The organism is Roseburia sp. AM51-8, from assembly GCF_003478275.1.
GTDB lineage: Bacteria > Bacillota > Clostridia > Lachnospirales > Lachnospiraceae > Pararoseburia > Pararoseburia lenta.
Map to the genome: position 1 here is coordinate 103,202 of NZ_QUEY01000003.1, position 23,461 is coordinate 126,662.

General features: G+C 46.5%; 17 protein-coding genes and 4 pseudogenes. 1 reads left to right on the forward strand and 20 read right to left on the reverse strand.

Features of this window, described 5'->3' with window-relative positions; all coding sequences use genetic code 11:
• Positions 1 to 53: 53 nt before the first annotated feature.
• The 8 genes and pseudogenes from cas3 to DW996_RS07445 all read right to left on the reverse strand — a co-directional run bounded on the left by cas3 (position 54) and on the right by DW996_RS07445 (position 9,820).
• Positions 54 to 2,192, reverse strand: coding sequence for a CRISPR-associated helicase Cas3' (gene cas3, locus DW996_RS07410; RefSeq protein WP_118535309.1), 2,139 nt, complete (start codon positions 2,190 to 2,192; stop codon positions 54 to 56).
• Between the two features lie 57 nt (positions 2,193 to 2,249).
• On the reverse strand, positions 2,250 to 2,660 hold the full coding sequence (locus tag DW996_RS07415) for a NifB/NifX family molybdenum-iron cluster-binding protein (protein ID WP_118535310.1): 411 nt from the start codon (positions 2,658 to 2,660) through the stop codon (positions 2,250 to 2,252).
• Between the two features lie 150 nt (positions 2,661 to 2,810).
• A complete protein-coding gene (gene serS / locus DW996_RS07420) occupies positions 2,811 to 4,097 on the reverse strand; it encodes a serine--tRNA ligase (protein ID WP_118535311.1) in 1,287 nt (428 codons plus the stop codon).
• Between the two features lie 60 nt (positions 4,098 to 4,157).
• A complete protein-coding gene (gene glyA, locus DW996_RS07425) occupies positions 4,158 to 5,396 on the reverse strand; it encodes a serine hydroxymethyltransferase (RefSeq protein ID WP_118281706.1) in 1,239 nt (412 codons plus the stop codon).
• Positions 5,397 to 5,437: 41 nt separating this feature from the next.
• The gene (gene secD / locus DW996_RS07430) at positions 5,438 to 7,720 is read right to left on the reverse strand and encodes a protein translocase subunit SecD (protein ID WP_118281705.1); all 2,283 of its coding nucleotides are present in this window, start codon (positions 7,718 to 7,720) and stop codon (positions 5,438 to 5,440) included.
• Positions 7,717 to 9,092, reverse strand: a pseudogene (gene scfB, locus DW996_RS07435) (thioether cross-link-forming SCIFF peptide maturase). Before scfB ends, secD begins: the two are co-directional and overlap by 4 nt.
• A gap of 136 nt (positions 9,093 to 9,228) precedes the next feature.
• Positions 9,229 to 9,372, reverse strand: a complete 144-nt coding sequence (gene scfA / locus DW996_RS07440) for a six-cysteine ranthipeptide SCIFF (RefSeq protein ID WP_118281703.1) — start codon at positions 9,370 to 9,372, stop codon at positions 9,229 to 9,231.
• Between the two features lie 82 nt (positions 9,373 to 9,454).
• Complete coding sequence (locus DW996_RS07445) at positions 9,455 to 9,820, reverse strand: TIGR04086 family membrane protein (protein ID WP_158573058.1); 366 nt, start codon at positions 9,818 to 9,820, stop codon at positions 9,455 to 9,457.
• A 148-nt stretch (positions 9,821 to 9,968) separates the two neighbouring features.
• On the opposite strand from DW996_RS07445, the gene DW996_RS07450 reads away from it, so the two are divergent.
• Positions 9,969 to 10,442 (forward strand): hypothetical protein, encoded by a 474-nt coding sequence (locus DW996_RS07450; protein WP_118281701.1) that lies wholly within the window; start codon positions 9,969 to 9,971, stop codon positions 10,440 to 10,442.
• A gap of 52 nt (positions 10,443 to 10,494) precedes the next feature.
• On the opposite strand, the gene DW996_RS07455 is transcribed toward DW996_RS07450, so the two are convergent.
• The 12 genes and pseudogenes from DW996_RS07455 to DW996_RS07505 form a co-directional block, all read right to left on the reverse strand.
• Positions 10,495 to 10,917, reverse strand: coding sequence for a DUF1934 domain-containing protein (locus DW996_RS07455; RefSeq protein WP_118281700.1), 423 nt, complete (start codon positions 10,915 to 10,917; stop codon positions 10,495 to 10,497).
• Positions 10,918 to 11,042: 125 nt separating this feature from the next.
• Complete coding sequence (gene spoIIR, locus DW996_RS07460) at positions 11,043 to 11,636, reverse strand: stage II sporulation protein R (protein WP_158575263.1); 594 nt, start codon at positions 11,634 to 11,636, stop codon at positions 11,043 to 11,045.
• Positions 11,637 to 11,736: 100 nt separating this feature from the next.
• Complete coding sequence (locus DW996_RS07465; protein ID WP_243098709.1) at positions 11,737 to 13,566, reverse strand: Ger(x)C family spore germination protein; 1,830 nt, start codon at positions 13,564 to 13,566, stop codon at positions 11,737 to 11,739.
• Positions 13,515 to 13,850: a hypothetical protein gene (locus DW996_RS13000; protein WP_158575267.1), complete on the reverse strand. Its 336-nt coding sequence runs from the start codon at positions 13,848 to 13,850 to the stop codon at positions 13,515 to 13,517. Before DW996_RS13000 ends, DW996_RS07465 begins: the two co-directional genes overlap by 52 nt.
• A 2-nt stretch (positions 13,851 to 13,852) precedes the next feature.
• A pseudogene (locus DW996_RS07470) lies at positions 13,853 to 15,348 on the reverse strand (spore germination protein).
• A gap of 72 nt (positions 15,349 to 15,420) precedes the next feature.
• Positions 15,421 to 16,095 (reverse strand): GntR family transcriptional regulator, encoded by a 675-nt coding sequence (locus DW996_RS07475; RefSeq protein WP_118281696.1) that lies wholly within the window; start codon positions 16,093 to 16,095, stop codon positions 15,421 to 15,423.
• A 6-nt stretch (positions 16,096 to 16,101) separates the two neighbouring features.
• A complete protein-coding gene (ispE, locus tag DW996_RS07480; RefSeq protein WP_118281695.1) occupies positions 16,102 to 16,974 on the reverse strand; it encodes a 4-(cytidine 5'-diphospho)-2-C-methyl-D-erythritol kinase in 873 nt (290 codons plus the stop codon).
• A 166-nt stretch (positions 16,975 to 17,140) separates the two neighbouring features.
• The gene (locus DW996_RS07485) at positions 17,141 to 17,803 is read right to left on the reverse strand and encodes a GTP pyrophosphokinase (protein WP_118281694.1); all 663 of its coding nucleotides are present in this window, start codon (positions 17,801 to 17,803) and stop codon (positions 17,141 to 17,143) included.
• A gap of 30 nt (positions 17,804 to 17,833) precedes the next feature.
• Positions 17,834 to 18,097 carry a hypothetical protein gene (locus DW996_RS07490; RefSeq protein ID WP_118281693.1) on the reverse strand — a complete coding sequence of 88 codons (264 nt, stop codon included), beginning with the start codon at positions 18,095 to 18,097 and terminating at the stop codon, positions 17,834 to 17,836.
• 14 nt (positions 18,098 to 18,111) lie between these two features.
• A pseudogene (locus tag DW996_RS07495) lies at positions 18,112 to 18,872 on the reverse strand (TrmH family RNA methyltransferase).
• Between the two features lie 75 nt (positions 18,873 to 18,947).
• Positions 18,948 to 19,925, reverse strand: a complete 978-nt coding sequence (pfkA, locus tag DW996_RS07500) for a 6-phosphofructokinase (RefSeq protein WP_118535314.1) — start codon at positions 19,923 to 19,925, stop codon at positions 18,948 to 18,950.
• Positions 19,926 to 19,969: 44 nt separating this feature from the next.
• A pseudogene (locus tag DW996_RS07505) lies at positions 19,970 to 23,451 on the reverse strand (DNA polymerase III subunit alpha).
• Positions 23,452 to 23,461: the final 10 nt, after the last annotated feature.

The following is a 23,461-nucleotide window of genomic DNA, read 5'->3' on the forward strand; positions in this document are numbered from 1 at the left end:
TTTGAATAACTAAACTATGGCGGTGTGAAGACAACCTTCGCACCGCTATTATTTTACATATATAAAGCCATTCCATCATCTATTGAAAAATCAATTCCACAGTCTTCTGAATATTGCTCTAACGATACCAATTGGTAAAAATCCTGCATATCCTCCGAAACAGGCTGAATCATACCTGCCCCATATAATTTTTCAAAAAAATTACTGTTCACCTGGATACAAAACTGCCCCGCCTTTCGTACTCTATCTTTTGATATGCCTTTTATTTTAATCTCTTGCAATATTTCATGGGATTCCGGCTCAATTCCAATAAAAACAGTTTTTGTATCCTGCTCGATTAATTTAAATTCTTTCCCGACTTTTGCAAAATTATAGTCCTTGTTTCGGAATTCATCCATAATATGTTTTTTATCCAGATTCTCTCCTCGGAATTTATATAAACGTGCAAAATATGCCGTAATACTCTCCATATCTGCAATATTTGGGTAATCACACAAGGCTGCTTTTGCAACATCAATCTGCTGTTTCTGGCTTGGCGCCACCTTCTGACCCTCTAATTCAAAAATATAAACTTTACTCTCTTCTACTGTCCGTTTTCCTTCCCTATTACATCGCCCTGCTGCCTGAATCATAGAATCGATACCGGCAATCTCACGATATACACAAGAAAAATCCAAATCCACACCTGCTTCTACAAGACTTGTCGATATTAGAATACATTTTTTCTTCGTGGACAATCGTTCCTTAACACACTTAAGTACCCGCTTTCGATGTTTCGGATACATGCTTGTAGACAAATGATATACCCCTCCCCCTTGAAGCGAATGATAAAGTTCTTGTGCATCTTTTCTCGTATTTACAATGCACAAAACACTCTGCTCTTTTGCAAGAAGTTCTGTTATGCCCTCTTGGGAAATAGATCCAATATTCTGATATGTCACGCGCTCAAAAAAACGAAATTGTTCTCCCAGCCTTGGACATAATTCCACAATTTGTTCTTTAGAAACAAAAAAGTCATCCAATGCCGGCTGTGTTGCCGTACATAATACAACACTGGTTCCATAATTTTCTACCAATTCCTGTATCATTGATAGGCAAGGTGTCAAATAATCTATTGGAAGCATCTGTGCTTCATCAAAAATAATGACGCTGTTTGCAATATTGTGAAGTTTTCTGCACTTAGAGGATTTGTTTGAAAATAAGGATTCGAAAAATTGTACATTTGTAGTTACAACAACCGGCTTATCCCAATTTTCACTTGCAAGTTGCATTGGTCTAAATTCTTCCGTTCCTTCATAATCTACATTACAATGATTTTCTAACACATTATCATCACCGAGAATCTCACGAAAAATGTGTGCATTCTGTTCAATAATACTGGTGTATGGTATAACATAAATAACACGATCCATATTATGCTCTACCGCATGTTTTAGAGCAAACGCAAGTGATGCCACTGTTTTCCCACCCCCAGTAGGCACTGTCAAGCGGAAAACACCTTTTGGTTTCTTTCCCTCATCCAAACAGTGTTTCAGTATCTCCGTTCGCCTTCCATCAACACTATTTAAGTCATCGTTCAACAACCATGTAGAAATGTATTTTTCCAATTTATCCAAAAGGACATCCATGGACTGTCCTGGGGCGCGCTCCGTTTGTCCATTCTTCATGAATGCCTCTGTGTCTAAAAAATCAGCATCCACAAGGCATGAATAAATCATTCTTATAAAAACGCTCAAAGAAAAATCATTGTTTCGACCTTTGGCTATTTTCATTGGCAGTGTTGATATTGGAGGGATGCAGATTTCTTTTTTGTATGCTTCATAATCAGCAATTTTCTTTTCGCGTCTTCCGCATAAACTGGTCGCGATTGCTGAATTTCCATAATCGGGTATCCCTGCATGATGCCCTGCGATACAATAACTTAAGAAAGAATAATAACCTCCAAGTTTCATACAAAGTTGCGCACCTGCAGTAGAATGATCAACCATATTGTTGTTATTCTCTATAATCTTGTTTTGGAAATCATCGGAATATTTCCCTATATCATGCAACAATCCACAGCAATATCCCCAATCTTCTTTTCCAAATCTTGCCGCAAATTGTCCTGCTAGTCTGGCTGTTTCTTCCAGATGCTGTTTTAATGTCTGCTCCCGTTCTCCCTCTTTATGAGCAATGTATCCGCCATCTATCATTATCGCACACTTGCCTCTTTCCACTCTACCAACACGTCTTCACTTATTTTGCGTTCCTTAATGGCAGCATCCACCACATCCACTGCCACAGGCTCCATCACTTCCTCCGCAACATCCGCCTGTGCTATGGTCACAATCACAATTCAGAGCATCTGCGATCAGAAGACTTCCCTGCATAAAGGCTTCTATGGCATCATCAGCCAGTCCTTCCACATTCGGACATACTGCTATCCCATAAGCAGACAAGGCCTGCAGGGCGCCATCGCCGATATTCTGGCAGATAACAAGTGATACAGAATAGTCCTCCATTGTGCTTGCCACTGCTTCATGCCCCTGTCCAAATGGTGACACAACCGCAGAATCCATAATCTTTCCGTTCTCATTTTCATAGAGTTTAAAAAAATCAGCATGTCCAAAGTGCTGACCTACATTTCCTGTTTCCTTGTCATAAGTTACTGCTACTACCATAATTCCTTCTACCTCTCTTTATATTTTTGATTTATCTGAATATATGCTACCCCAAAATATGCCTGTCTTTTGTATGATTACAAACTTCCTGCTATAAGAAGAAGCACAGCGATTGGCTCACTGTGCTTCGATATGTTTCTTTTTGACACACTAATGCTTTGGAACAAGCACTGTCTTACCGCCCATGTATGGCTGTAAAGCCACTGGAATATTAACAGAACCATCTGCATTTAAGTTGTTCTCTAAGAATGCGATCAACATTCTTGGTGGTGCAACAACCGTGTTATTCAAGGTATGGGCAAAATACTTACCATCCTTACCCTTCACACGGATCTTTAAACGGCGAGCCTGTGCATCCCCAAGATTTGAGCAGGAGCCTACCTCGAAATATTTCTTCTGTCTAGGTGACCATGCCTCTACATCACATGATTTTACTTTCAGATCTGCAAGATCTCCGGAACAGCACTCCAGGGTACGAACCGGGATATCCAGACTGCGGAAGAGATCAACGGTGTTCTGCCACAACTTGTCATACCAAGCCTTGGAATCTTCCGGATTACATACAACGACCATCTCCTGCTTTTCAAACTGATGGATACGATAAACACCACGTTCCTCGATGCCATGGGCACCTTTTTCCTTACGGAAGCAAGGAGAATAAGAAGTCAGGGTATATGGTAATTTTTCTTCATCATTCAAAGTATCAATGAACTTACCGATCATAGAATGCTCGGATGTACCGATCAGATAGAGGTCTTCACCCTCGATCTTATACATCATGGCATCCATTTCTTCAAAACTCATAACACCGGTAACCACGTTAGAACGGATCATAAACGGTGGTACACAGTAGGTAAATCCACGGTCAATCATGAAGTCTCTTGCATAAGAGATCACTGCAGAATGCAGTCTTGCAATGTCTCCCATCAGATAGTAGAAGCCGTTTCCAGCAACCTTTCCAGCGCTCTCAAGATCAATGCCGTCAAAGCGTTCCATGATATCTGTATGATATGGAACCTCAAAATCAGGAACGACCGGCTCGCCAAACTTCTCGATCTCGACATTGCAGGAATCGTCCTTGCCGATCGGTACGGATGGATCAATGATGTTTGGAATGTTCATCATGATCTGTGTAACCTTTTCCTGTAATGCTTTTTCTTCCGGCTCTAACTCCGCAAGTCTCGCAGAAATACCGGCAACCTCAGCCTTGACTGCTTCTGCCTCTTCCTTCTTGCCCTGTCCCATCAAAGCACCGATCTGCTTAGCGATCTTGTTCTTCTTGGAACGGAGTTCATCTGCTTCCTGCTGTGCAGCTCTCGCCTGCGCATCTAACTCGATAACCTCATCTACCAGATGAAGTTTGTGCTCCTGAAACTTATTCTTGATGTTCTGTTTTACAATTTCAGGATTTTCTCTTAAAAACTTAATATCGATCATTTTGTTTTCCTTCCATTATCAAAAATCTATTGGTAATCCCACTGCTTCGCAGCAAAGTTATTACTTCAACGGATATTTATCTGTGAGTTCGTCCACAATCTTGCGCGCCTTTGCCACGCCATCTTCGCCTTCCCTGATCACGCTGGCGATTGCCTCTGCAACACGATCAAAGTCGTCTTCCTTCAAGCCTCTGCTTGTAGCTGCCGGTGTACCAAGACGGATACCGCTTGTAACAAATGGGCTCTTCGGATCGTTCGGAATGGTATTTTTATTGGCGGTGATGTGTGCATCATCCAGCCACTTTTCAACTGCCTTTCCTGTCAGATCATATGGGGTCAGATCGACAAGCATCAAGTGATTGTCAGTACCACCGGATACGATCTTGATATCTCTATCCTGCAAGCCTTTGGCAAGTGCCTGTGCATTGTCAGCCACCTGTTTCATGTAGACCTTAAACTCCGGCTGCAAAGCTTCCTGGAAGCAGACTGCCTTGGCTGCGATCACATGCATGAGCGGACCGCCCTGTGTTCCAGGGAATACAGCCTTATTGAAGTTATATTTTTCATTCGCCTCTGCGGTAGCCATGATCATACCACCACGCGGACCACGTAAAGTCTTATGGGTTGTTGTCGTAACAACATCCGCATAAGGAACCGGACTTTCATGCAAACCTGCTGCAACAAGACCGGCAATATGTGCCATATCAACCATGAGCACCGCATCTACCATATCGGCGATCTGACGGAAACGCTTGAAATCAATGGCTCTTGCATAAGCAGATGCACCTGCAATGATCATCTTAGGATGACATTCTTTTGCAAGGCGCTCCACCTCATCATAATCAATAAATCCCTCATCATTCACACCATAAGGAACAATATGGAAATAAGTACCTGAGAAGTTGACTGGTGATCCATGGGTCAGATGACCGCCGTGATCCAAATTCATACCCATCACAGTATCTCCCGGCTTTAGTACGGCAAACTGCACTGCCATGTTTGCCTGAGCCCCGGAATGTGGCTGTACATTGACATAGTCGCATCCAAATAATTTTTTAGCACGCTCTCTTGCCAATTCTTCTACCACATCAACACACTCACATCCGCCATAGTACCGCTTTCCGGGATAACCCTCTGCGTACTTGTTGGTCAGTACACTGCCCATTGCCGACATCACGGCCGGACTCACCCAGTTTTCCGAAGCGATCAGTTCGATATGGCTGGACTGTCTGCCAAACTCTGCCGTAATGGCATCTGCAATCTGTGGATCTACTGCTTTGATATCTTCTAATGTGTACATCCTTTCCTCCTTATGATGTGCATGTTTACAAGTAACCTATCTTAGTTTGCCTTCTTTTTTCCCTTAATATGTACCTTCATCACATACCATAATTCTGTAGCGATGCAGATAGAAGAATAAGTACCGCATACAATACCAACCAAAAGTGGCAATGCAAATTCGCGGATACTTGTTACACCAAGAATCAGAAGCATAAGTACCATAACAACTGTCGTAAAGGAGGTACTGATGGATCTGGAAAGTGTCTGCGTGATACTCTCATTTGCCAGTGTCTGCAGACTCTCCGGTGTCTCATCACGAAGTACTTTTTTATTTTCACGGATACGGTCAAAGATAACGATCGTATCATTGACAGAATAACCGATAACCGTAAGCATACATGCAATAAATGCGCTGCCCACAGAAATACGTGCAACTGCATAAAGTGCCAGTACCACAAGCACATCATGGATCAGGGCAATGATGGCACTACTTGCAAACCGGATATCTTTAAAGCGGAACCAGATGTAAAGAAGCATAAAGAATGCTGCTACGATAACAGCAATCAAAGACTGTGAACGCATCTCTCCACTGATGGTAGAACCAATATTGGAAGAAGTGATCGCGCTCTCGTCTACACCATAATCATTTTCTAACATGGTATTGAGTGCTTCTCTCTGCTCCAGATCCAGACTTCTGGTCTTAAAGATGATCTGATTGGTATTATCAACAACCTGTGTCTGGACGTCATTATTGCCGATGACCTCAGCGATCTTTGGCACGATTTCATCATCTGCCTGTGCCAAAGTGTAGGCTTCGTTAAATTCTACGGTTGTTGAAGTACCGCCCAAAAATTCCAGACTATAATTTAATGCCTTATCTCCCTTTGCACCATGTACGCCCATGCCGACAAAGCCGACACAGATCACCAGGATAGAGCAGGCAAAGAAGACTGCCTTCTTGCTCATGAAGTTGATATTCTTCATTGCCTTTGCCTTGCCATAGAACTTCTGATCACGGAGTCCTACTGCATACAGAGCGTTCATCAAAATTCTTGTGATGACCAAGGCGGTAAACATAGAAAGAACAACACCAAGCGCTAAGGTAATGGCAAATCCCTTTACCGTACCGGAACCTAAAACACCAAGAACCGCTGCTGCGATCAATGTTGTCACATTACCATCAACAATGGCAGAAAGTGCTTTCTTAAATCCAATCTCAATGGCTGCGATCACACTCTTGCCTGCCGCAATCTCTTCACGGATGCGGGCAAAAATGATAACGTTGGCATCCACCGCCATACCGATGGAAAGGATGATACCGGCGATACCCGGCAATGTAAGGGTAATATCAAATGCCCACAGGATAAATAACATAAGTCCTGTGTAAAGTGCTAAAGCAAGGGACGCTGCCACACCCGGCACACGGTACATGATCATAAGGAAGATCATGACAATGATCAGACCGATGGCTGCTGCAAGCAAACTGGTAGATAATGCGCTGCTTCCCAGTTGTGCGCCTACGACTTCTGACTGCAACTCTTCCAGTTCCAGATTCAGACCACCAATACGGATATAAGAAGCAAGGCTGTCTGCCTCATCAAAATCACTCATACCCTCGATAACACACTTGCCATCTGTGATGGCTGCATTTACCTTTGGTACACTGACAAACTGTCCGTCATAGTAGATACCGATAGATTCACCTCTTGCGTAAGCCGTTGTGGTTGCATCCGCAAATGCCTTTGTTCCGGCATCTGTCAAGCTAATAGATACCACCGGCTCTGTTGCTCCTGTTGTCTGGTTCTGCTGATTGGTAGCCGTAGCATTTTTTACATCAGACCCCTGCAAAATAACGGAACCATTTGCGATCAGATCATTCAGGTCATAATTCAACTTATAACCACCGGTCGTGCTGTCATAAGAATAGTTCTGGTTTCCATCAGCATCTGTCTGCGCGATGAAATAAATAGAGCCCGGCGTTCCCAGTTCTGCTAAAAGTGCATTAGCATCCTTAACACCTGGAATCTCAACAGTGATTCTGTCATCACCGACCGGATAAACACTCGCCTCTGTTGTAGAGGAGTCGGATCCCAGTTCATTTTCGATACGCTTCTGTAACTTGGTGACCGTATCGTTTAAGTCTTCGCTGGACGGGGTATCTCCCACAACCTGATAAGTAATGCTGACACCACCTGCAAGGTCAAGACCCAGACGGATGTCAAAATCATCTTTGCCGGAAACGGTCGCTGTCACAATATTCCATGCCAGATAACCAAATCCGACAATGCAGGCAAGCAGGACTACAAGCCACGCTACTCCCTGCCCTTTCTTTAATCGTTTCATACTTCTTCTCCTTCTTTTGCAGCCAATGCCGCTTTTATCATAATGGCACATTCAACACGTTTTTTCTGAAGTGCACATCCTATATCGTATGCATTATGGATATCGCCATGGAAGTTGTAAGAATTGGCTGCACATCCACCACTACAATAAAATCTTGCAAAACATTCCCTGCACTTGTCCTTGGCATAGACATTGCAGGACTTGAACTCGTCACGCAGGTCTGTATTGACCACGCCATCATCCACATTTCCCATCAAAAAGTCGGTATTTCCAACAAACTGATGGCAAGGATAAAGATCACCCGTCGGTGTTACTGCTAAATATTCCGTTCCTGATCCACAACCTGACAAACGTTTTGCCACACAAGGACCGCCTTCTAAATCGATCATAAAGTGGAAGAAGTTGAAGTCATTTTCTTTTCCATGACGTTTTACCATCTCCAATGCCAGATTTTCGTATTCTTCCATCAACTGTGGCAAGTCCTCCTCGCGGATCGCATAGGAATCTGTCTCCTGTGCAACGACCGGCTCTACCGAGATCTGCTTGAAACCAAGGTCTGCTAAATGCAGGACATCCTTAGAGAAATCCAGATTGTTATGGGTAAAGGTTCCACGCACATAGTATTTTTCCTGATGGCGGCTGTCCGCGAACTTCTGGAACTTCGGTACGATCAGATCATAAGATCCTGCCCCCTTGCGGAAAGGTCTCATGCGGTCATGGACTTCTTTTCTGCCGTCGATACTCAAGACCACGTTGCCCATCTCTTTGTTGGCAAATTCCATGATGTCATCATTTAAAAGCACGCCATTGGTCGTAAGCGTAAAGCGGAACTTTTTGTCATGTGTTTCCTCCAGACTCCTGCCGTATGCGACCAGATCCTTAACAACCTGAAAATTCATCAGCGGCTCTCCGCCAAAGAAATCCACCTCTAAGTTGCGGCGATTGCCAGAATTGGCAACCAGAAAATCCAATGCCTTTCTGCCGACTTCGTAAGACATGAGTTCACGTTTGCCGTGATACTCGCCCTCCTCTGCAAAGCAATACTGGCATGCCAGGTTGCAATCGTGGGCAATATGTAAACACAGTGCCTTGACAACCGTAGGCTCTTGGCAAAATCTGTGATATAAGGCTCGTATGAGTCCTTTGTAAATAATTCCTCTGCGGCGATCAGTTCTGCGATCTCGTCCCAGACTTCTGCGATCTCATCCTTGTGATCCGGGTAGCGTTTTGCCATCTCTGCAAAAATGCTGTCCTTATCGGATGACTCATACATCTCGATCATATCGTAGGTCATGTCATCCACCACATGAATGGCTCCGCTGTTGACATCGATCACGATATTGTAACCGCCCATTTTGTATTGATGAACCAAAATAGTCCTCCTTCTATAAACGCACAAATGACCGAACGCTATCAAGCGTACGGTCGCGTGTACTTTTTCTTGTTTTAACTACAGAATGGAGCCTCCCACGAAAAGTAGGACGCTCCGCATTGTACAAATATGATGATTAGCGATTGTTCTCGCAAGACTGGTTACCTACAGTACAAGATGTCTTGCATGCAGACTGGCAAGATGTCTGGCACTCGCCGCATCCACCCTTCTTTACTGTGTTCTGTAACTTCTTTGTATTTAATGTCTGTACATGTTTCATTGTAAATATCTCTCCTTTACTGCTTGATTACGCTATATTATAGCATACAAGTGCCTAAAGGAAAAGCATTTTTTCTGCTTCCTCAACTCAGCATACCGCCCAGCATTGCCGATCCGATGCAGATGGCAGATGCAGTTCCCATATAGGGGATGGGCGGCAGGCTTCCTTTCTGGATCCAGAGGGCTGCCCCAAGCAGGGTTGCCACATATAAGATCCCAACCAAAAGCCCCCACAAAAACTTCTGCCTTTTCTTCCATTTTCCCAGGACAAAGCCCCCGATACCGCAGGAAAGCACATAGATGACGATCACGCCGACCTGGGCGACTGCATCCTCTTTTTCCACACGTGACACGATAAGGGCTAAAAGTACCAACAATAATCCACTGATAATATACATGACAAGCAGGCTGCGCACAACGCATCCCCTTCGTACCTTTGTCTCTTTCATTTTTCCATCCTTTCTCCACACTGGGATCGGATCCGTCCCATCATCCACTATGAATTTATGTAAATTCCATCTACAATATGACACATCCATTGCTTTTTTAGGGGAATAATGCTACAATGGACTCCGATATTTTTAGGAGGATAACGGAATGAGTACTGGTTGGATTGTATTGATTGTTGTATTGGTCATTCTCGTTGCGCTGATCATTGGATTGTATTTCCTTGGCAAGCGTGCCGAAAAGAAACAGGAAGAGCAAAACGCACAGGTGGAGGCAACCGCCCAGAATGTGACAATGCTTATCATCGACAAGAAAAAGTTACGGATCAAAGATTCCGGTCTGCCGGAGCAAGTGATCGCACAGACACCTTTCTATGCAAAGTTGTCCAAGTTGCCGATCGTTAAGGCCAAGGTTGGTCCAAAGGTCATGTCACTGATCTGTGATGCGACGATCTTTGATGAGATTCCTGTAAAGAAGGAAGTCAAGGCAAGAGTCAGCGGACTTTACATCACAAGTGTTCGCGGATTGCACGGAAAAACAGAATCCGAAGATGGCAAAAAGAAGAAAAAGGGGCTTCGTGCTTGGGCACTGCGCAAGCAGAAAGAACTCAATGCCAGCAAATAAGACATATCAAAAAGGCTTGTCCGATACGGACAAGCCTTTTTCTTTGCTCTCTTTATGCCGGTTGCACACGGACTTCCAGCCGGTTCTCTGCCAGTGTATTTCCACCGACATAGAGATCATAGACCAGTAAGATCTGCATGTGTGGTTCTTTTTCCTTGACGACATCCAATTCATAGACATGCGTGACAATATCCATATCCATGCATCCCATAGGGGTCCGCATCTGCGTACTTGTGCGCTGCCCCGGAAGAAATTCCATGACCCGTCCCATATCTCCTGTCGTCGTCATGCGGCAGCCGCCGTCCCAGACTTCCAATTTATTGCGGGTACGCCCCATCTCATCCACCTGCATATATTGAAGGATTGCTTTTCCATCCGTTTCCTGATATCTGCCGTGGTAGGTAAGCCGATTGGTATCCGCCTGCCCATCCACGGTCTGTATACTTGTCATTTCTATAAGAATACGATTATCCATTGGTATATCCTTTGTCTTTCTGTCTTAGTCTGTCAGCCCCGGTGCTTCCCGGATGGCTCATATAGGATTATACCCTATTCCTATCTTCTCTTCCATGGCATTTTTATCTGCACATTTTACGGACATCAGAGATAACGGAAACGGATCTGCTTGTCCTCGGACTCGATGAGTTTTTTATACTGATATAAGGTAAAGACCTGGTACATCTGCTCTTTTTCATCCTCTCCCACGACCTCATATGTATTGTCCCGAAAACACATATTGGGATACATGACGCACCACCAGTTTTTGCCCTGTGCCTGACCGATCCGCACCTGTAGGGAAGTATAATTACCTGCAGGCAAATGATAAATGCCGTAAAACTTCTCCGGGAAATCCACATCCTCGATCGCCGCCGTAACCGGATAGGTATAACCTTCTTTTGCGATCTCCTGCCCCGCGACCTTCTCAATCTCTTTCAGATGCGCACGGATGATGCTCTCTGTCTCCTTTTTATCGCTTGCTGTCGCAAGCAATCCCGAAACATAAGCCCCCACCTGATCCCGCACCTGCAATTTGAGTGCCTGATCTTCCTCAGTATCACTGTTGGCGATCACATGAAAACGAAAGACTTCACTGGCGTAATCCTCCTGCAAATGCCGGCTCTGCCCTATGAGGACAAGTAGTCCTACGATCAAAAGTCCTGCCACGATCCTTATACTTTTCCTTTTTGCATACATATCTGCTTCCTGCTCTTTCTGTCTTAAGATTAGAAACACCGGACATCCATCCGATGTTTCTAACCAAAGTATGCAACCAAATTTTTCTTTTATACAATCCTTATTCCACGACACGGAATTTACAGATTGTTTCCAGATGCAGATCTTTCCGATAAGCCCCTGCCCGCCCCTGGTATTTTTCATAAAGATCCAGATCATGGCAGCGCAAATGTCCATAGGAGTTGGCAAGATCCAGCCCCTTTTGCTCGTATGCATTTTGGATCATGCCCGCCAGATAGGCAGCGGCAGCCTCCTGCAATTTCTGGGCAGAAAGATCAATGCTGTCCTTTTGTATGATGTCTCCGCGAAAGGTCAACTGACAGCCGACACCGGAGTTTGTCGCCGTATATTCATAAGAGACTTTGACATTTTCCAGATGGATCTGCCCGCCGTCCACGTCCATATCCACCATGCCAATAGCACCACTGCACAGTCCTGCCACATAGCCTTCTTCTGCGGTCACTTTTCGCAAGATCTGGTCGTCTCCACTGATGTCGGTCTGCATGAGATAGTAGCCCTCCACGACCGGCAGATCGTCCTGCACGCCAAGACTCGGCAGGATAGTACTGCTGCCCCCATTGTACCAGTCACAGATCAGGCTCTTAAAAGTCGCTCCGCTGGTATCCTCGTAATTGGGATTGCCCTCCAGCATCTCTGCCAGATAATTGCCCAGATCTTCGTCCATTTCTTCTTGCAGATTGCTGATGGCATCCACATCCTCCGCCACAAAAACGATCATGTTGCCCGGCAGATCCACACCGCTGTTTCCGATCTCCACCAGTTCCTGCATAAAATCCTTTTCTTCCAGAAATTCTGCCTCCAACAAAAGGACTTTGACATGGTTGAGGTCTAGGATCTTTCCGTTTTTCTCATCCATACGGCGGATGACGCCTCTCACGGAGGATGACCGTACAGTCAGTTCATCACTGCCCTGCTTGGTCTTTTCTTTTTCGGACACCCGGGACAGATCCATATATTTATAGGTAAGCACGCAGTCGCCGTCCTCCGCGCGCAGGGTCATGACCATAGGGAAACTCTTATTTTCCAGTTCCTGCACACTACAGCCACATCCAAACAAGACCATTTCCAGACAAAGGACCGCCAGTGCCATCCCTCTTTTTCGCTTTTTCCTTTCCATCAGGAAAAAAGGAAAACACAGGGCAAGGGCTGACAGCCAAGCCAGAAGCACCACCAGTCCGCCGCTTTTTCTACCGTAATAATACTGTCCCAGACTGATCAGAAGCATGGCAAGGGCTGACAGCCAGACAACTGCCTTTTCCCCTTTCTTGTGTGCTTTTTTTTCCAGTTCCAGCCCTCGCTTGATGCAGCAGATCCCATAATGCAGACCACTGCCGCAAAAAGCGATCAGCCCCGCGAAACACACGCCTGCCACCAGGGCTTCCTGCCGCCGCAAAAAACCGCCGGGAATGACAATGTTGCTGGTAAAGATCATGATCGGTGTCTCCGCCGCCGCCAATGCCTGGCTGCCAAAAGAGCCAAGCAGCATCTCATAAGTCAGGAAGAGGACAAGGGCTGACAGCCAGATCATCTCACAGGTTCCTTTCCACTGGGCTTTCTGATCCACGCCGTCTTCCAGACCATCCCCCATAAAAAAGACAAACTGGCAGGAGGAAAAGACCAAAAAAGCAGGATACCAGCCCAGAAAGGCAAAGCCCTTTTTGGAAAGCTGCAGTGGGAAAAGATTCATGCCACGCAGGCTGCTTGCCCCCAGTGCCAATAGGATGATCAAAAGCAGGAGCATAGGCCAGAACAAGACCTCAAAGGTCCGTCCCCGCCCTTCCAGACCGGCGCGCCTGCTATAGAGCACCAGAAGCAGGATCAGGACTGTGAGCAGGAGAAAGGACTCCTCCGGCAGCAGGAAGGTATGCACCAGGTCTGCCAGAAGGTATAGCCCAAAGGCTCCCACGAAAAGCAGATAGATCCCATAGGAAGATAGAGCCAGGACCGATCACGAACCCCGCCCCGCATACAGGCAAGCAAAAGCCCGCCATACAGGCTGGCGAGCAGGGCTCCCAGGAAAATAGAACATCCGCCTGCACGCTCTGCGTGTCTTGCCAGAAGATCCGGCAGGATGACCAGTCCCAGACCGACCATGTCAAAAAAGAGCAGTCTTTTATACTGGCGCAGGGAAATTTTTCCGTTTTGCATCTGCATGGCTATTCGTCTCCTTTCCGACGGAATTTTCTTTTCTGATCCCATTTTGCATGTACCGACCGGTAGAAGATTTTTCCCAGTGGAAAGCGGATCAGTGAGTCCTTACGTCTGGTCTCCTCATCCCCTTTGGCCCCGATAAAAGGTAACAGATAAGGCTGACCGAAACTTTTCAAAAGTGCCAGATGAATGAGGATGGCAAACATGGACCATAGGAAGCCAAAGAAGCCAGCCACGCGCTCATAAGGATGACAAAAAACTTAAGCATCCTAAAGGCTCCTGCGAATTCCTCATTGGGGATGGAGAAGGAACACAGGGCAGTAAACGCCACCACAATCACAACGATAGGACTGACAATATTGGCATCCACTGCCGCCTGCCCGATGATGAGTCCGCCCACGATACCGATGGTATTACCCATGGCTCCCGGCAAACGCACGCCCGCCTCCCGAAGAAGTTCAAAGGATAGTTCCATCAAAAGGACTTCTACGACAGCAGGAAAAGGCACGCCAAGACGAGCCGCCGCAAAGGACATCAGCAGGGTCGTCGGCAGGATGCCGGTCTGAAAATTAGTAACCGCCAGATACAGCCCCGGCATAGCGACTGCCAGAAAGGACGCCACATAGCGGAGCATCCTGCCAAAGGAAGCCACGATCGGACGCTGATAGTAGTCATCGGCGGTCTGGATAAAGGAGTTGTAGTCTGACGGCACGATCAGCGCCGCCGGAGAGTTATTGCAGAGGATGAGGACTTTTCCATCCAAGACTGCCATGACCGCCCGATCCGGGCGCAGGGTCGACTGGATCTGCGGGAATGGGGACAGCCAGGTTTCTTCCGTCAACTGCTCTGCCATCCCGCTGTCTAGGATCCCATCAATGACAAAATCAGATAGTCTTGCCTTGACATGCTCCAGTAGTCCTTTTTTCACGATCCCATCCATATACACCAGGTTGACCAGGGTGTTAGTGCGCACGCCCAGACTCATATTTTCCACTTTCAGATCTGTGGATTGCAGGCGTTTGCGTAGAAGGGCTGTGTTGATCTTGACATTTTCATTGAATCCCTCGTTAGAGCCACGCAGGACTTTCTCTGAGTCTGTGTCCCGCACGGTCGCCCCCGGATAGCCCTTGTCCGGGATCTTCATGGCATGGGCAAAGCCGTCGATCACCAAGATAGCATCCCCGGTCAAAAGACCGGCGGCTGCCTCCTCTGCCGTGTCATATAAGACCATGTCCGAAAGTCCCTGCCCATTTTCTGCCAACTGCCGCCGAATCTCATTTTCCGGCATGACAGATAACCGGGTCAAAAACTGCCCGATGGCTGTGGTTTCAAACATAACGGACGACATGGTGATCTCAATGTAAAGTAAAAAGCAGTCAATGCCGTGCTCTGCTCCCAGCGTCATATCCCGCTGTAGGATGTCGTCGCAATTTGCGAAGATCTTTTGCATTGCGCCTTTGTCTTCTGCGATCTTTCCTGTGAATTTATATCCTTGCTCCATCCTAACTACCTCTCAAACATTAAAAGAGACAGGCTCTCGCCTGTCTCTTAGTATGGTCTGATAATTTGAAATTTATTCCTGCTCACGGATAACCACGCGCACAGCCTCGATCTGATTTTCCAGATGCGTATGCATGATCGCCTTGACATACTCGCTGTCCTTTTTCTCAAAGCCCGCTATGATCTTGGCATGCTCATCGATCAACTGATTGTAAGTGCTATTGCCCTTGACATATTCATAGCGATAACGATAGGTCTGCTCACGCATATTGTTGACGATAGTCTCCAACTTTGGATTGTCCGCCATGCGATAAATGACATTGTGAAATGCCTCATCTGCCTCCACGATCTTTCGCACATCCCCGGATCTCGTTGCGATCTCAAAATCCTTCATAGACTCTTTGAGTTCCAATAACAATTCCAGTGTCATACGCTGGCATGCCATGCTGACCGCCAGTTCATCCAAAGCATCCCGGATCTCTAAGACATCCTGCAGATCCTTTTCCGTCATCTTAGCAACCTGAGCTCCCTTGCGCGGAATCGTCACGGCAAGTCCTTCCTGCTCCAGCATACGAATCGCCTCACGGATCGGTGTTCTGCTGACTCCCAATTTATTTGCCAAATGCATTTCCATCAAACGCTCGCCCGGCTTGAGATCCCCTCGCAGGATCGCATTACGCAGGGTATTGAATACCACGTCTCGCAGGGGCAAATAGGAATCCATGTCCAACTGTAATTCTTCACTCATTCTCTATTATCTCCTATTATTATATATGGTCGTGCATTGTACGCGATTGGCAAGTCCCGATGCCTCTACTGCACGCTTTGCTCTCTGTAAAGTCTCCTCATCATCAAAAAAACCAAAGACGGTCGGACCACTGCCGCTCATCATGGAAACCACGGCTCCATTCTGCCGCATCAACTCCTTGATCTGTGCGATCACCGGATATTTCTGAATAGTCACATCCTCTAAGATATTTCCCATATGGGATCCCAACGCATGCAGGTCTCCCGCTGTAATATCTGCGATCATGGCATCTATGTCCGGGTGCACCGGATCCTCGATCGCATCCAGATGCTCGTAAACATACTTGGTAGAAACAGAGATGGGCGGTTTTGCGATCAAAACCGGACAACGCATCATCTGGGGAAGTTCTGTCAACTCCTCACCGATCCCTTCTGCCAAAGCCGTCCCCCGCATCAGGCAATAAGGTACATCTGCACCGATCTTTACGCCTCGCTCCATCAGTTCTTTTTTGGTAAGTCCCAGTCCATGGATCCGGTTCATACCATATAAAACGGCTGCCGCATCTGAACTGCCTCCAGCCATGCCTGCCGCAACCGGAATCCTCTTGCTGAGTCGGATCTGTGTACCATCCGTAATGGAAAATTCATCTGCCAGCAACTTGGCAGCCTTAATACAAAGATTATCCTCATTGGTCGGCAGATACTTGGCATTGCTCGTCATGGAAATGCCTGTCTCTGCACTCTTAGACACCGTCACCAGATCATACATATGCACCGTCTGCATGATCATGCGCACCAGATGATATCCATCCTCCCGCACGCCAGTCACATCCAGACCGATATTGATCTTGGCGAGTGCCTTCACTGTCATCTCGTCCATATAAACTCCTCATCGCTTTAGCGATGTATTTATTTTAGTACAATCCCTATTGTATCATTCTCTTTCCAACAGTTCAACCTATTTTTGTATTCAAAAAACAACAATATGCAATGCTACAGACAAGAAAAATCCCAGTCAACCTTCCTTGTTGACTGGGTAAACAATTCTACTTTTCTTCTGCTTCTTTTTTCTCCTGCTCCTCTTTTGCCTTTAAGATCGCCTCATTTAACATGAGCATCTTTTCGTCAAGTTCGGATACGATCTTGGAACACTCCTGTAAGTCATGGCTGATATACGCCGGTGCATGCCCCTCGAATTTATAATAGATCTTATGCTCCAGACTCGCCCAGAAATCCATGGCGATCGTACGGATCTGGATCTCCACCTTGGTATCTACCATGCGATCGGACAAGAAGATCGGGATCGTAACGATCATATGATAACTCTTATAGCCGCTCGGCTTTGGATTTTTGATATAATCCTTGATGGATAAAACGGTGATATCACTCTGTCTACCAATCATATCCGCCAGACGATAGATATCGGATGTAAAGGAACAGACAATACGCACACCTGCGATATCGTTACAGTATTCGATCATATTCTGAATGGAATCCTCGTATCCATAGCGCTTCAATTTCTTGACAATACTCTCCGGCGATTTCAATCTGGTCTTGACGTATTCAATCGGATTGTACTGATGCACATGCTGGAATTCATCATTTAAGATCTCAATCTTGGTTCCCATTTCTTTCAGTGCTGAATTGTATAAAAGCATTGCCGTATTCCACGACAAAACCGAATCGTCCTGCATCATTATGCTTTCCATTTCTAACTACCCCCTGCTTTTCGACCCATCCTAGTCTTCCTCAATGACATCGATCTCTAAATAATCAAACGGAACTTCTTCCATAAAACAATCTTTGGTAAATCTGGCTTTTGCCTGGCGTTTAAAATCACGCACCGTAACATCCAGCCATAAAGGTCTGCCCAGATCCATATCATAACACGCCTGATCCAGTGCGCCAAATACCTTGTGCGTTCTCGTCTCATCCGAATTGTCCTCAATGACCAGATCCCGCACCATACGGCTGTCTTTCCACTGTTTGAACCATATACGCAACTTCTTACGTCCTCCTACTTTTGTCTTCTCTGCCTGTTGACCTCATACATGAGTATGCCTGCCGCCATTGCCGCATTCAGAGATTCTACCGATCCCTCCATCGGAATACGCAGATAAGCGTCCGCCATCGCTGCCGTCGCATCCGTCAGACCATTACCCTCGTTTCCGATTAGGAATCCGCAATCAGACCTATAATCAAACATATCATACATTTGCTTTCCTTGCAAATGCGCTGCATATAAAGATATGCCTGCCTCCGAGATCCTATGCAGGTCTTTTTCCCAGTCTTCTGCCACATAAAAAGGCACCCGGTAAAGGCTTCCCATGGTCGAGCGCACGGTCTTTGGATGAAAAAGATCTACCGTCGTCTTGTGCATGATCACACCGGTAACGCCTGCGCCTTCCCCGGTGCGAAACATGGTCCCCAGATTTCCCGGATCCTGAATTCCTTCCACCAAAAGCAGATGTGCCGGGCGCCTGGCAAGAATATCCTCCAGATCATAGGAAGGTCTTTTTACCACAGCAAGCACTCCCTGTGGGGTCTGTGTATCCGACATAGCTTCATCACCGCGTCACTGACGATCTCATCTACCGGTCCATCCCAGGTATCTTCAAAAGACTCTGCCACATAGATCTCTTCCAGCATTTCTTTTGGCGTCTCAATGACCATGCGCGGGCCCTCTGCGATAAAGACATTTTCCTCGCGACGAAGCCGCGCTTTTTTCTGTAATTGTATAATGTGTTTTACCTGCTTATTTGCGGTGCTTGTGATCATACTTCCTGCCTTTCTGTATGGTAGAAAACCAAAAAAGGGATGATGCACGCGGCATCACCCCTCATATCATTCCTGTTATGAATTGCAAAGCGTATTGCAGATCTCGAACTGATATTCATCAATTCCCTTTGTCATTGCAAGTGCCTCATCAATATCAAAATCAACGAACTCGCCATGACGATAACCTACAACGCGGTTAGATGCTCCCTTGCAAAGCAGGTCAACTGCCAATGCACCCATGGTAGATGCATAAACACGATCCTTACATGTCGGGCTTCCGCCACGCTGCATGTGTCCTAAGATCGTTGCTCTTGTCTCAATACCGGTAGCAGCCTCGATACGTTTTGCCATAGAAGCAGAATGTCCGATACCCTCGGCATTGATGATGATGTGATGCTGCTTGCCCTTTTTCTTGCCCTCGATGATATGGTTGACAAGTGCCTGCTCGTCATAATCATATCTCTCCGGAAGCAATACATCCTCGGCACCGTTGGCAATACCGCACCAGAGTGCTATGTAACCGGCACCACGTCCCATAACCTCGATGATAGAACATCTCTCATGGGAAGTAGAAGTATCACGTACCTTGTCAATGGCTTCCATTGCTGTATTTACGGCTGTATCAAATCCGATCGTGTACTCTGTACATGCGATATCCAGATCGATCGTGCCCGGCAGACCAATCGTATTGATCCCCAGTGCTGCCAACTTCTGCGCTCCCTTGAAGGAACCGTCACCACCGATAACGACCAATCCATCTATTCCATGCTTCTTGCAGATGTCTGCTGCTTTTTTCTGTACTTCTGGTTCAATGAACTCCAAGCATCTGGCTGTCTGCAAGATCGTACCGCCTCGCTGGATGATCTCAGATACACTATGCGCATCCATATCTATGATCTCTTCCTGCAAAAGTCCGGCATATCCACGCTTAATTCCCTTGACCTTTTTACCTCTGGCAATCGCCTGTCGCACGACTGCACGGATGGCTGCATTCATTCCCGGTGCGTCTCCACCACTTGTTAAGACGCCAATTGTCTGTACTTCTTTTGCCATCGTAACTTCCTCCTATAATTTAATCCATTCACTCGACTTATATTCTAATATCTTTTTCTTTGAAATTCAACATTCTTTTCCACAACTTTTACATTTTGTCTGCCAAAAATCTGTGATATTTTCTCCATCGCATCCTCATTTATGGAAATATTCCAATTTGTCGGCATGCGCTTCATCGCCTTGATAGCAGAAATATATACCACAATGTTATCTTCCCCATCCATATCGGCAATGGCATCGAAGAGAGTCTGCTGTTTTGCTTCAAACTCCTCCTTGGTCGCAAACTGGATCCAGAGTTCCTTGCGCACTTCGTCAAATCCATGCATTTCCGTACAGATCAGTTTTGCATTCTTTTCTTCCTCTGCCTGGGCACGTCCCTTGATCAGGACCTTGTTGTCCACTTCCAGAAGATTTCGGTATTTTTCGTATTCTCTGGCAAAGACGATCACTTCCACACTGCCCAAGAGGTCTTCTATGGTGATAAAAGCCATGGTCTGGTTGTTTCTGGTATATTTGATGGTCTTGTCCGTGATCATGCCGCCGATAATGACCATTGCCCCGTCTGCCACAGTCACCTTATGAGTCTCCTCATCCAGCATAAAATCTCGACAGCCTGCAGTCACGTTCTTTTTTAAAAGTTCTGTATATTTCTCTAAAGGATGCCCGCTGATATAGACACCCAGCACCTCTTTTTCCAATGCCAGAAATTCTTCCTTATCGTATTCTTCCAGATCCGGCATCTTGATCTCAAATTCTTCTTTGATATCATCCGATGCGATGTCAAAGAGAGTCATCTGCCCTGCCATGGAAGATTTTTTATCACTGCTAATCCGATCCATGATGGATGGGAATACCGTGATCATCTGGTGGCGGTTGCCGTCCAGTCCATCCATGGCTCCCGCCTTGATGAGGTTTTCCACCGCACGCTTGTTGACTTCCTTGCCACTGACACGCTTTAAGAAATCCTCGATAGTCTTGTAATCGCCGTTCTGCTGACGCTCTGCCACAATGAAATCCACGACCGGACGTCCAATACTCTTGATCGCATACATGCCATAGCGGATCTTTCCGTCCGATACGGCAAACTTGCCCTCTCCCACATTGATATCCGGTGGTAGGACGTCAATGCCCATCTCCCGGCAGACCATGATGTACTCAGCAACCTTGCCTGCATTATCCAGCACCGAAGTCATGAGAGCCGCCATGAATTCAACCGGATAATAATATTTCAAAAAGGCTGTCTGATATGCCACAACCGCGTATGCTGCCGCATGGGACTTGTTGAAAGCATACTTGGCAAAATCGATCATATCGTCGTAGATCTTATTTGCCACTGCCTCACTGATCCCGTTGGCAATGCAACCCTTGACGCCCTCTTCCTCATTTCCGTAAACAAAGTTCTGGCGTTCCTTTTCCATGACCTGGGTCTTTTTCTTGGACATGGCACGACGCACCAGATCGCTCCGACCCATGGAATAGCCCGCCAGATCACGCACGATCTGCATAACCTGTTCCTGATATACGATGCAGCCATAGGTCGGGGCTAAGATAGGTTCCAGTTGCGGACAGTCATAGGTGATGGATGACTTGTCGTTCTTGCCCTTGATATAGGCAGGGATAAAGTCCATTGGTCCCGGACGATACAAAGAGATTCCCGCGATGACATCCTCTAAACTCTCCGGGCGCAGTTCCTTCATGAAATTCTTCATGCCGGCACTTTCCAACTGGAAAATCCCTTCCGTCTTACCGGATGAGATCAGGTCTAAGACCTTTTTATCATCATAATCAATATGATCCATATCCAGCGATACGCCATAATTTTTCTTGACCAACTGGACAGCATCATCAATGACGGTCAAGGTACGAAGTCCCAGGAAATCCATCTTCAAAAGTCCCAGTTCCTCGATCGTCGTCATGACGAACTGGGTTGTGATCGTACCGTCTCCGCCACGCGATAACGGCACATATTCATCCATTGGTTTTTGGGAGATAACGACACCTGCCGCATGCATTCCCGTATGCCTCGGCAGACCTTCCAGACGTTTTGCCGTATCGATCAGCCGCTTGACCTCCGGGTCATCCTCGTACATCTTGCGCAGATCCGGGCTCATTTTCAAAGCCAGATCCAATGTCATGCCAAGATCATCCGGCACTGCCTTTGCGATGGAATCCACATAATTGTATGGCATATCCATGACGCGTCCAACGTCCCGGATGACGCCCTTTGCCTTGAGGGTTCCAAAGGTGACGATCTGGGTCACACAGTCCTTGCCATATTTTTCAATGACATAATCAATGACCTCACCTCGGCGGTTAAAGCAGAAGTCGATATCAATATCCGGCATGGATACACGTTCCGGGTTCAGAAATCGCTCAAACAAAAGATTGTAACGGATCGGATCGATATTGGTGATACCGGTCGTATAGGACACCAGACTTCCGGCTGCACTGCCTCGCCCCGGTCCTACCGGGATATGATGGGTTCTGGCATAATTGATAAAATCCCAGACGATCAAAAAATAATCCACATATCCCATCTTGTGGATGGTCTCTAATTCATAAGTCAGACGCGGTTTCAATTCCTCGGCCCGGTCTCCGTAGCGTTCCTGCAAGCCTTCAAAACAGAGTTTGTTGAGGTAGGTCCAGGAGTCGTAGCCCTCCGGCACCTGATAATGCGGCAGTTTTGTCACGCCAAATTCAATCTCTACATTACAGCGGTCAGCGATCTTTTGCGTATTGGCAAGCGCCTGTGTGCATAAGGAAAAAGTGCCGCCATCTGTTCTTCGGATTTGACAAAATATTGTCCACCCTCGTAACGCATACGGTCGGTGTCGGTCAGTTTCTTGCCGGTCTGGATACACAAAAGGACATCATGCGGCGCCGCATCATCTGCATAAGTGTAATGGATATCGTTGGTGCAGACCAGTTCAATGCCGGTCTCCTTGCTCATGCGCACCAACTGCTGGTTGACCAGTTCCTGCGCCTCGATCCCATGGCTCTGCAATTCCAGAAAATAATTGTTTTCTCCAAAGATGGCACGGTGCTTAAGAGCGATCTCCTTTGCCTCCTCATACATGCCACGCTGCAGATAACGGGGTACCACGCCTGCTAAGCAGGCACTCAGGGCGATGATGCCTTCATGGTATTTTTCCAGTGTCTCCATATCCACACGCGGTTTGTAGTAGTAGCCATCCACAAAACCAATGGAAACGATCTTGATCAGGTTTTGATAGCCGACATTATTTTCTGCCAAAAGCACCAGATGATAATAGCGGTCGTCCCCATGCGACAACTCACGGTCAAAGCGGGAACCCGGTGCCACATAGACCTCACAGCCTAAGATCGGCCGGATGCCCTGTTTTTTACATTCTTTATAGAAATCAATGACACCATACATGACACCATGATCCGTAATGGCAGCCGCATTCATGCCAAGTTCTTTCACGCGCGCCACATATTCAGTTATCTTGTTGGAGCCGTCCAAAAGACTGTACTCCGTATGTGTGTGTAAATGTACAAATGCCATGTCTTTCCCT

Excerpts from the sequence above, each read along its gene's own strand:
- cas3 (WP_118535309.1), bottom strand. The coding sequence starts at position 2,192 with ATGATAGATGGCGGATACATTGCTCATAAAGAGGGAGAACGGGAGCAG.
- DW996_RS07415 (WP_118535310.1), bottom strand. The coding sequence starts at position 2,660 with ATGGTAGTAGCAGTAACTTATGACAAGGAAACAGGAAATGTAGGTCAG.
- serS (WP_118535311.1), bottom strand. The coding sequence starts at position 4,097 with ATGATCGATATTAAGTTTTTAAGAGAAAATCCTGAAATTGTAAAACAG.
- glyA (WP_118281706.1), bottom strand. The coding sequence starts at position 5,396 with ATGTACACATTAGAAGATATCAAAGCAGTAGATCCACAGATTGCAGAT.
- secD (WP_118281705.1), bottom strand. The coding sequence starts at position 7,720 with ATGAAACGATTAAAGAAAGGGCAGGGAGTAGCGTGGCTTGTAGTCCTG.
- scfA (WP_118281703.1), bottom strand. The coding sequence starts at position 9,372 with ATGAAACATGTACAGACATTAAATACAAAGAAGTTACAGAACACAGTA.
- DW996_RS07445 (WP_158573058.1), bottom strand. The coding sequence starts at position 9,820 with ATGAAAGAGACAAAGGTACGAAGGGGATGCGTTGTGCGCAGCCTGCTT.
- DW996_RS07450 (WP_118281701.1), top strand. The coding sequence starts at position 9,969 with ATGAGTACTGGTTGGATTGTATTGATTGTTGTATTGGTCATTCTCGTT.
- DW996_RS07455 (WP_118281700.1), bottom strand. The coding sequence starts at position 10,917 with ATGGATAATCGTATTCTTATAGAAATGACAAGTATACAGACCGTGGAT.
- spoIIR (WP_158575263.1), bottom strand. The coding sequence starts at position 11,636 with ATGTATGCAAAAAGGAAAAGTATAAGGATCGTGGCAGGACTTTTGATC.
- DW996_RS13000 (WP_158575267.1), bottom strand. The coding sequence starts at position 13,850 with ATGCAGATGCAAAACGGAAAAATTTCCCTGCGCCAGTATAAAAGACTG.
- DW996_RS07475 (WP_118281696.1), bottom strand. The coding sequence starts at position 16,095 with ATGAGTGAAGAATTACAGTTGGACATGGATTCCTATTTGCCCCTGCGA.
- ispE (WP_118281695.1), bottom strand. The coding sequence starts at position 16,974 with ATGGACGAGATGACAGTGAAGGCACTCGCCAAGATCAATATCGGTCTG.
- DW996_RS07485 (WP_118281694.1), bottom strand. The coding sequence starts at position 17,803 with ATGGAAAGCATAATGATGCAGGACGATTCGGTTTTGTCGTGGAATACG.
- pfkA (WP_118535314.1), bottom strand. The coding sequence starts at position 19,925 with ATGGCAAAAGAAGTACAGACAATTGGCGTCTTAACAAGTGGTGGAGAC.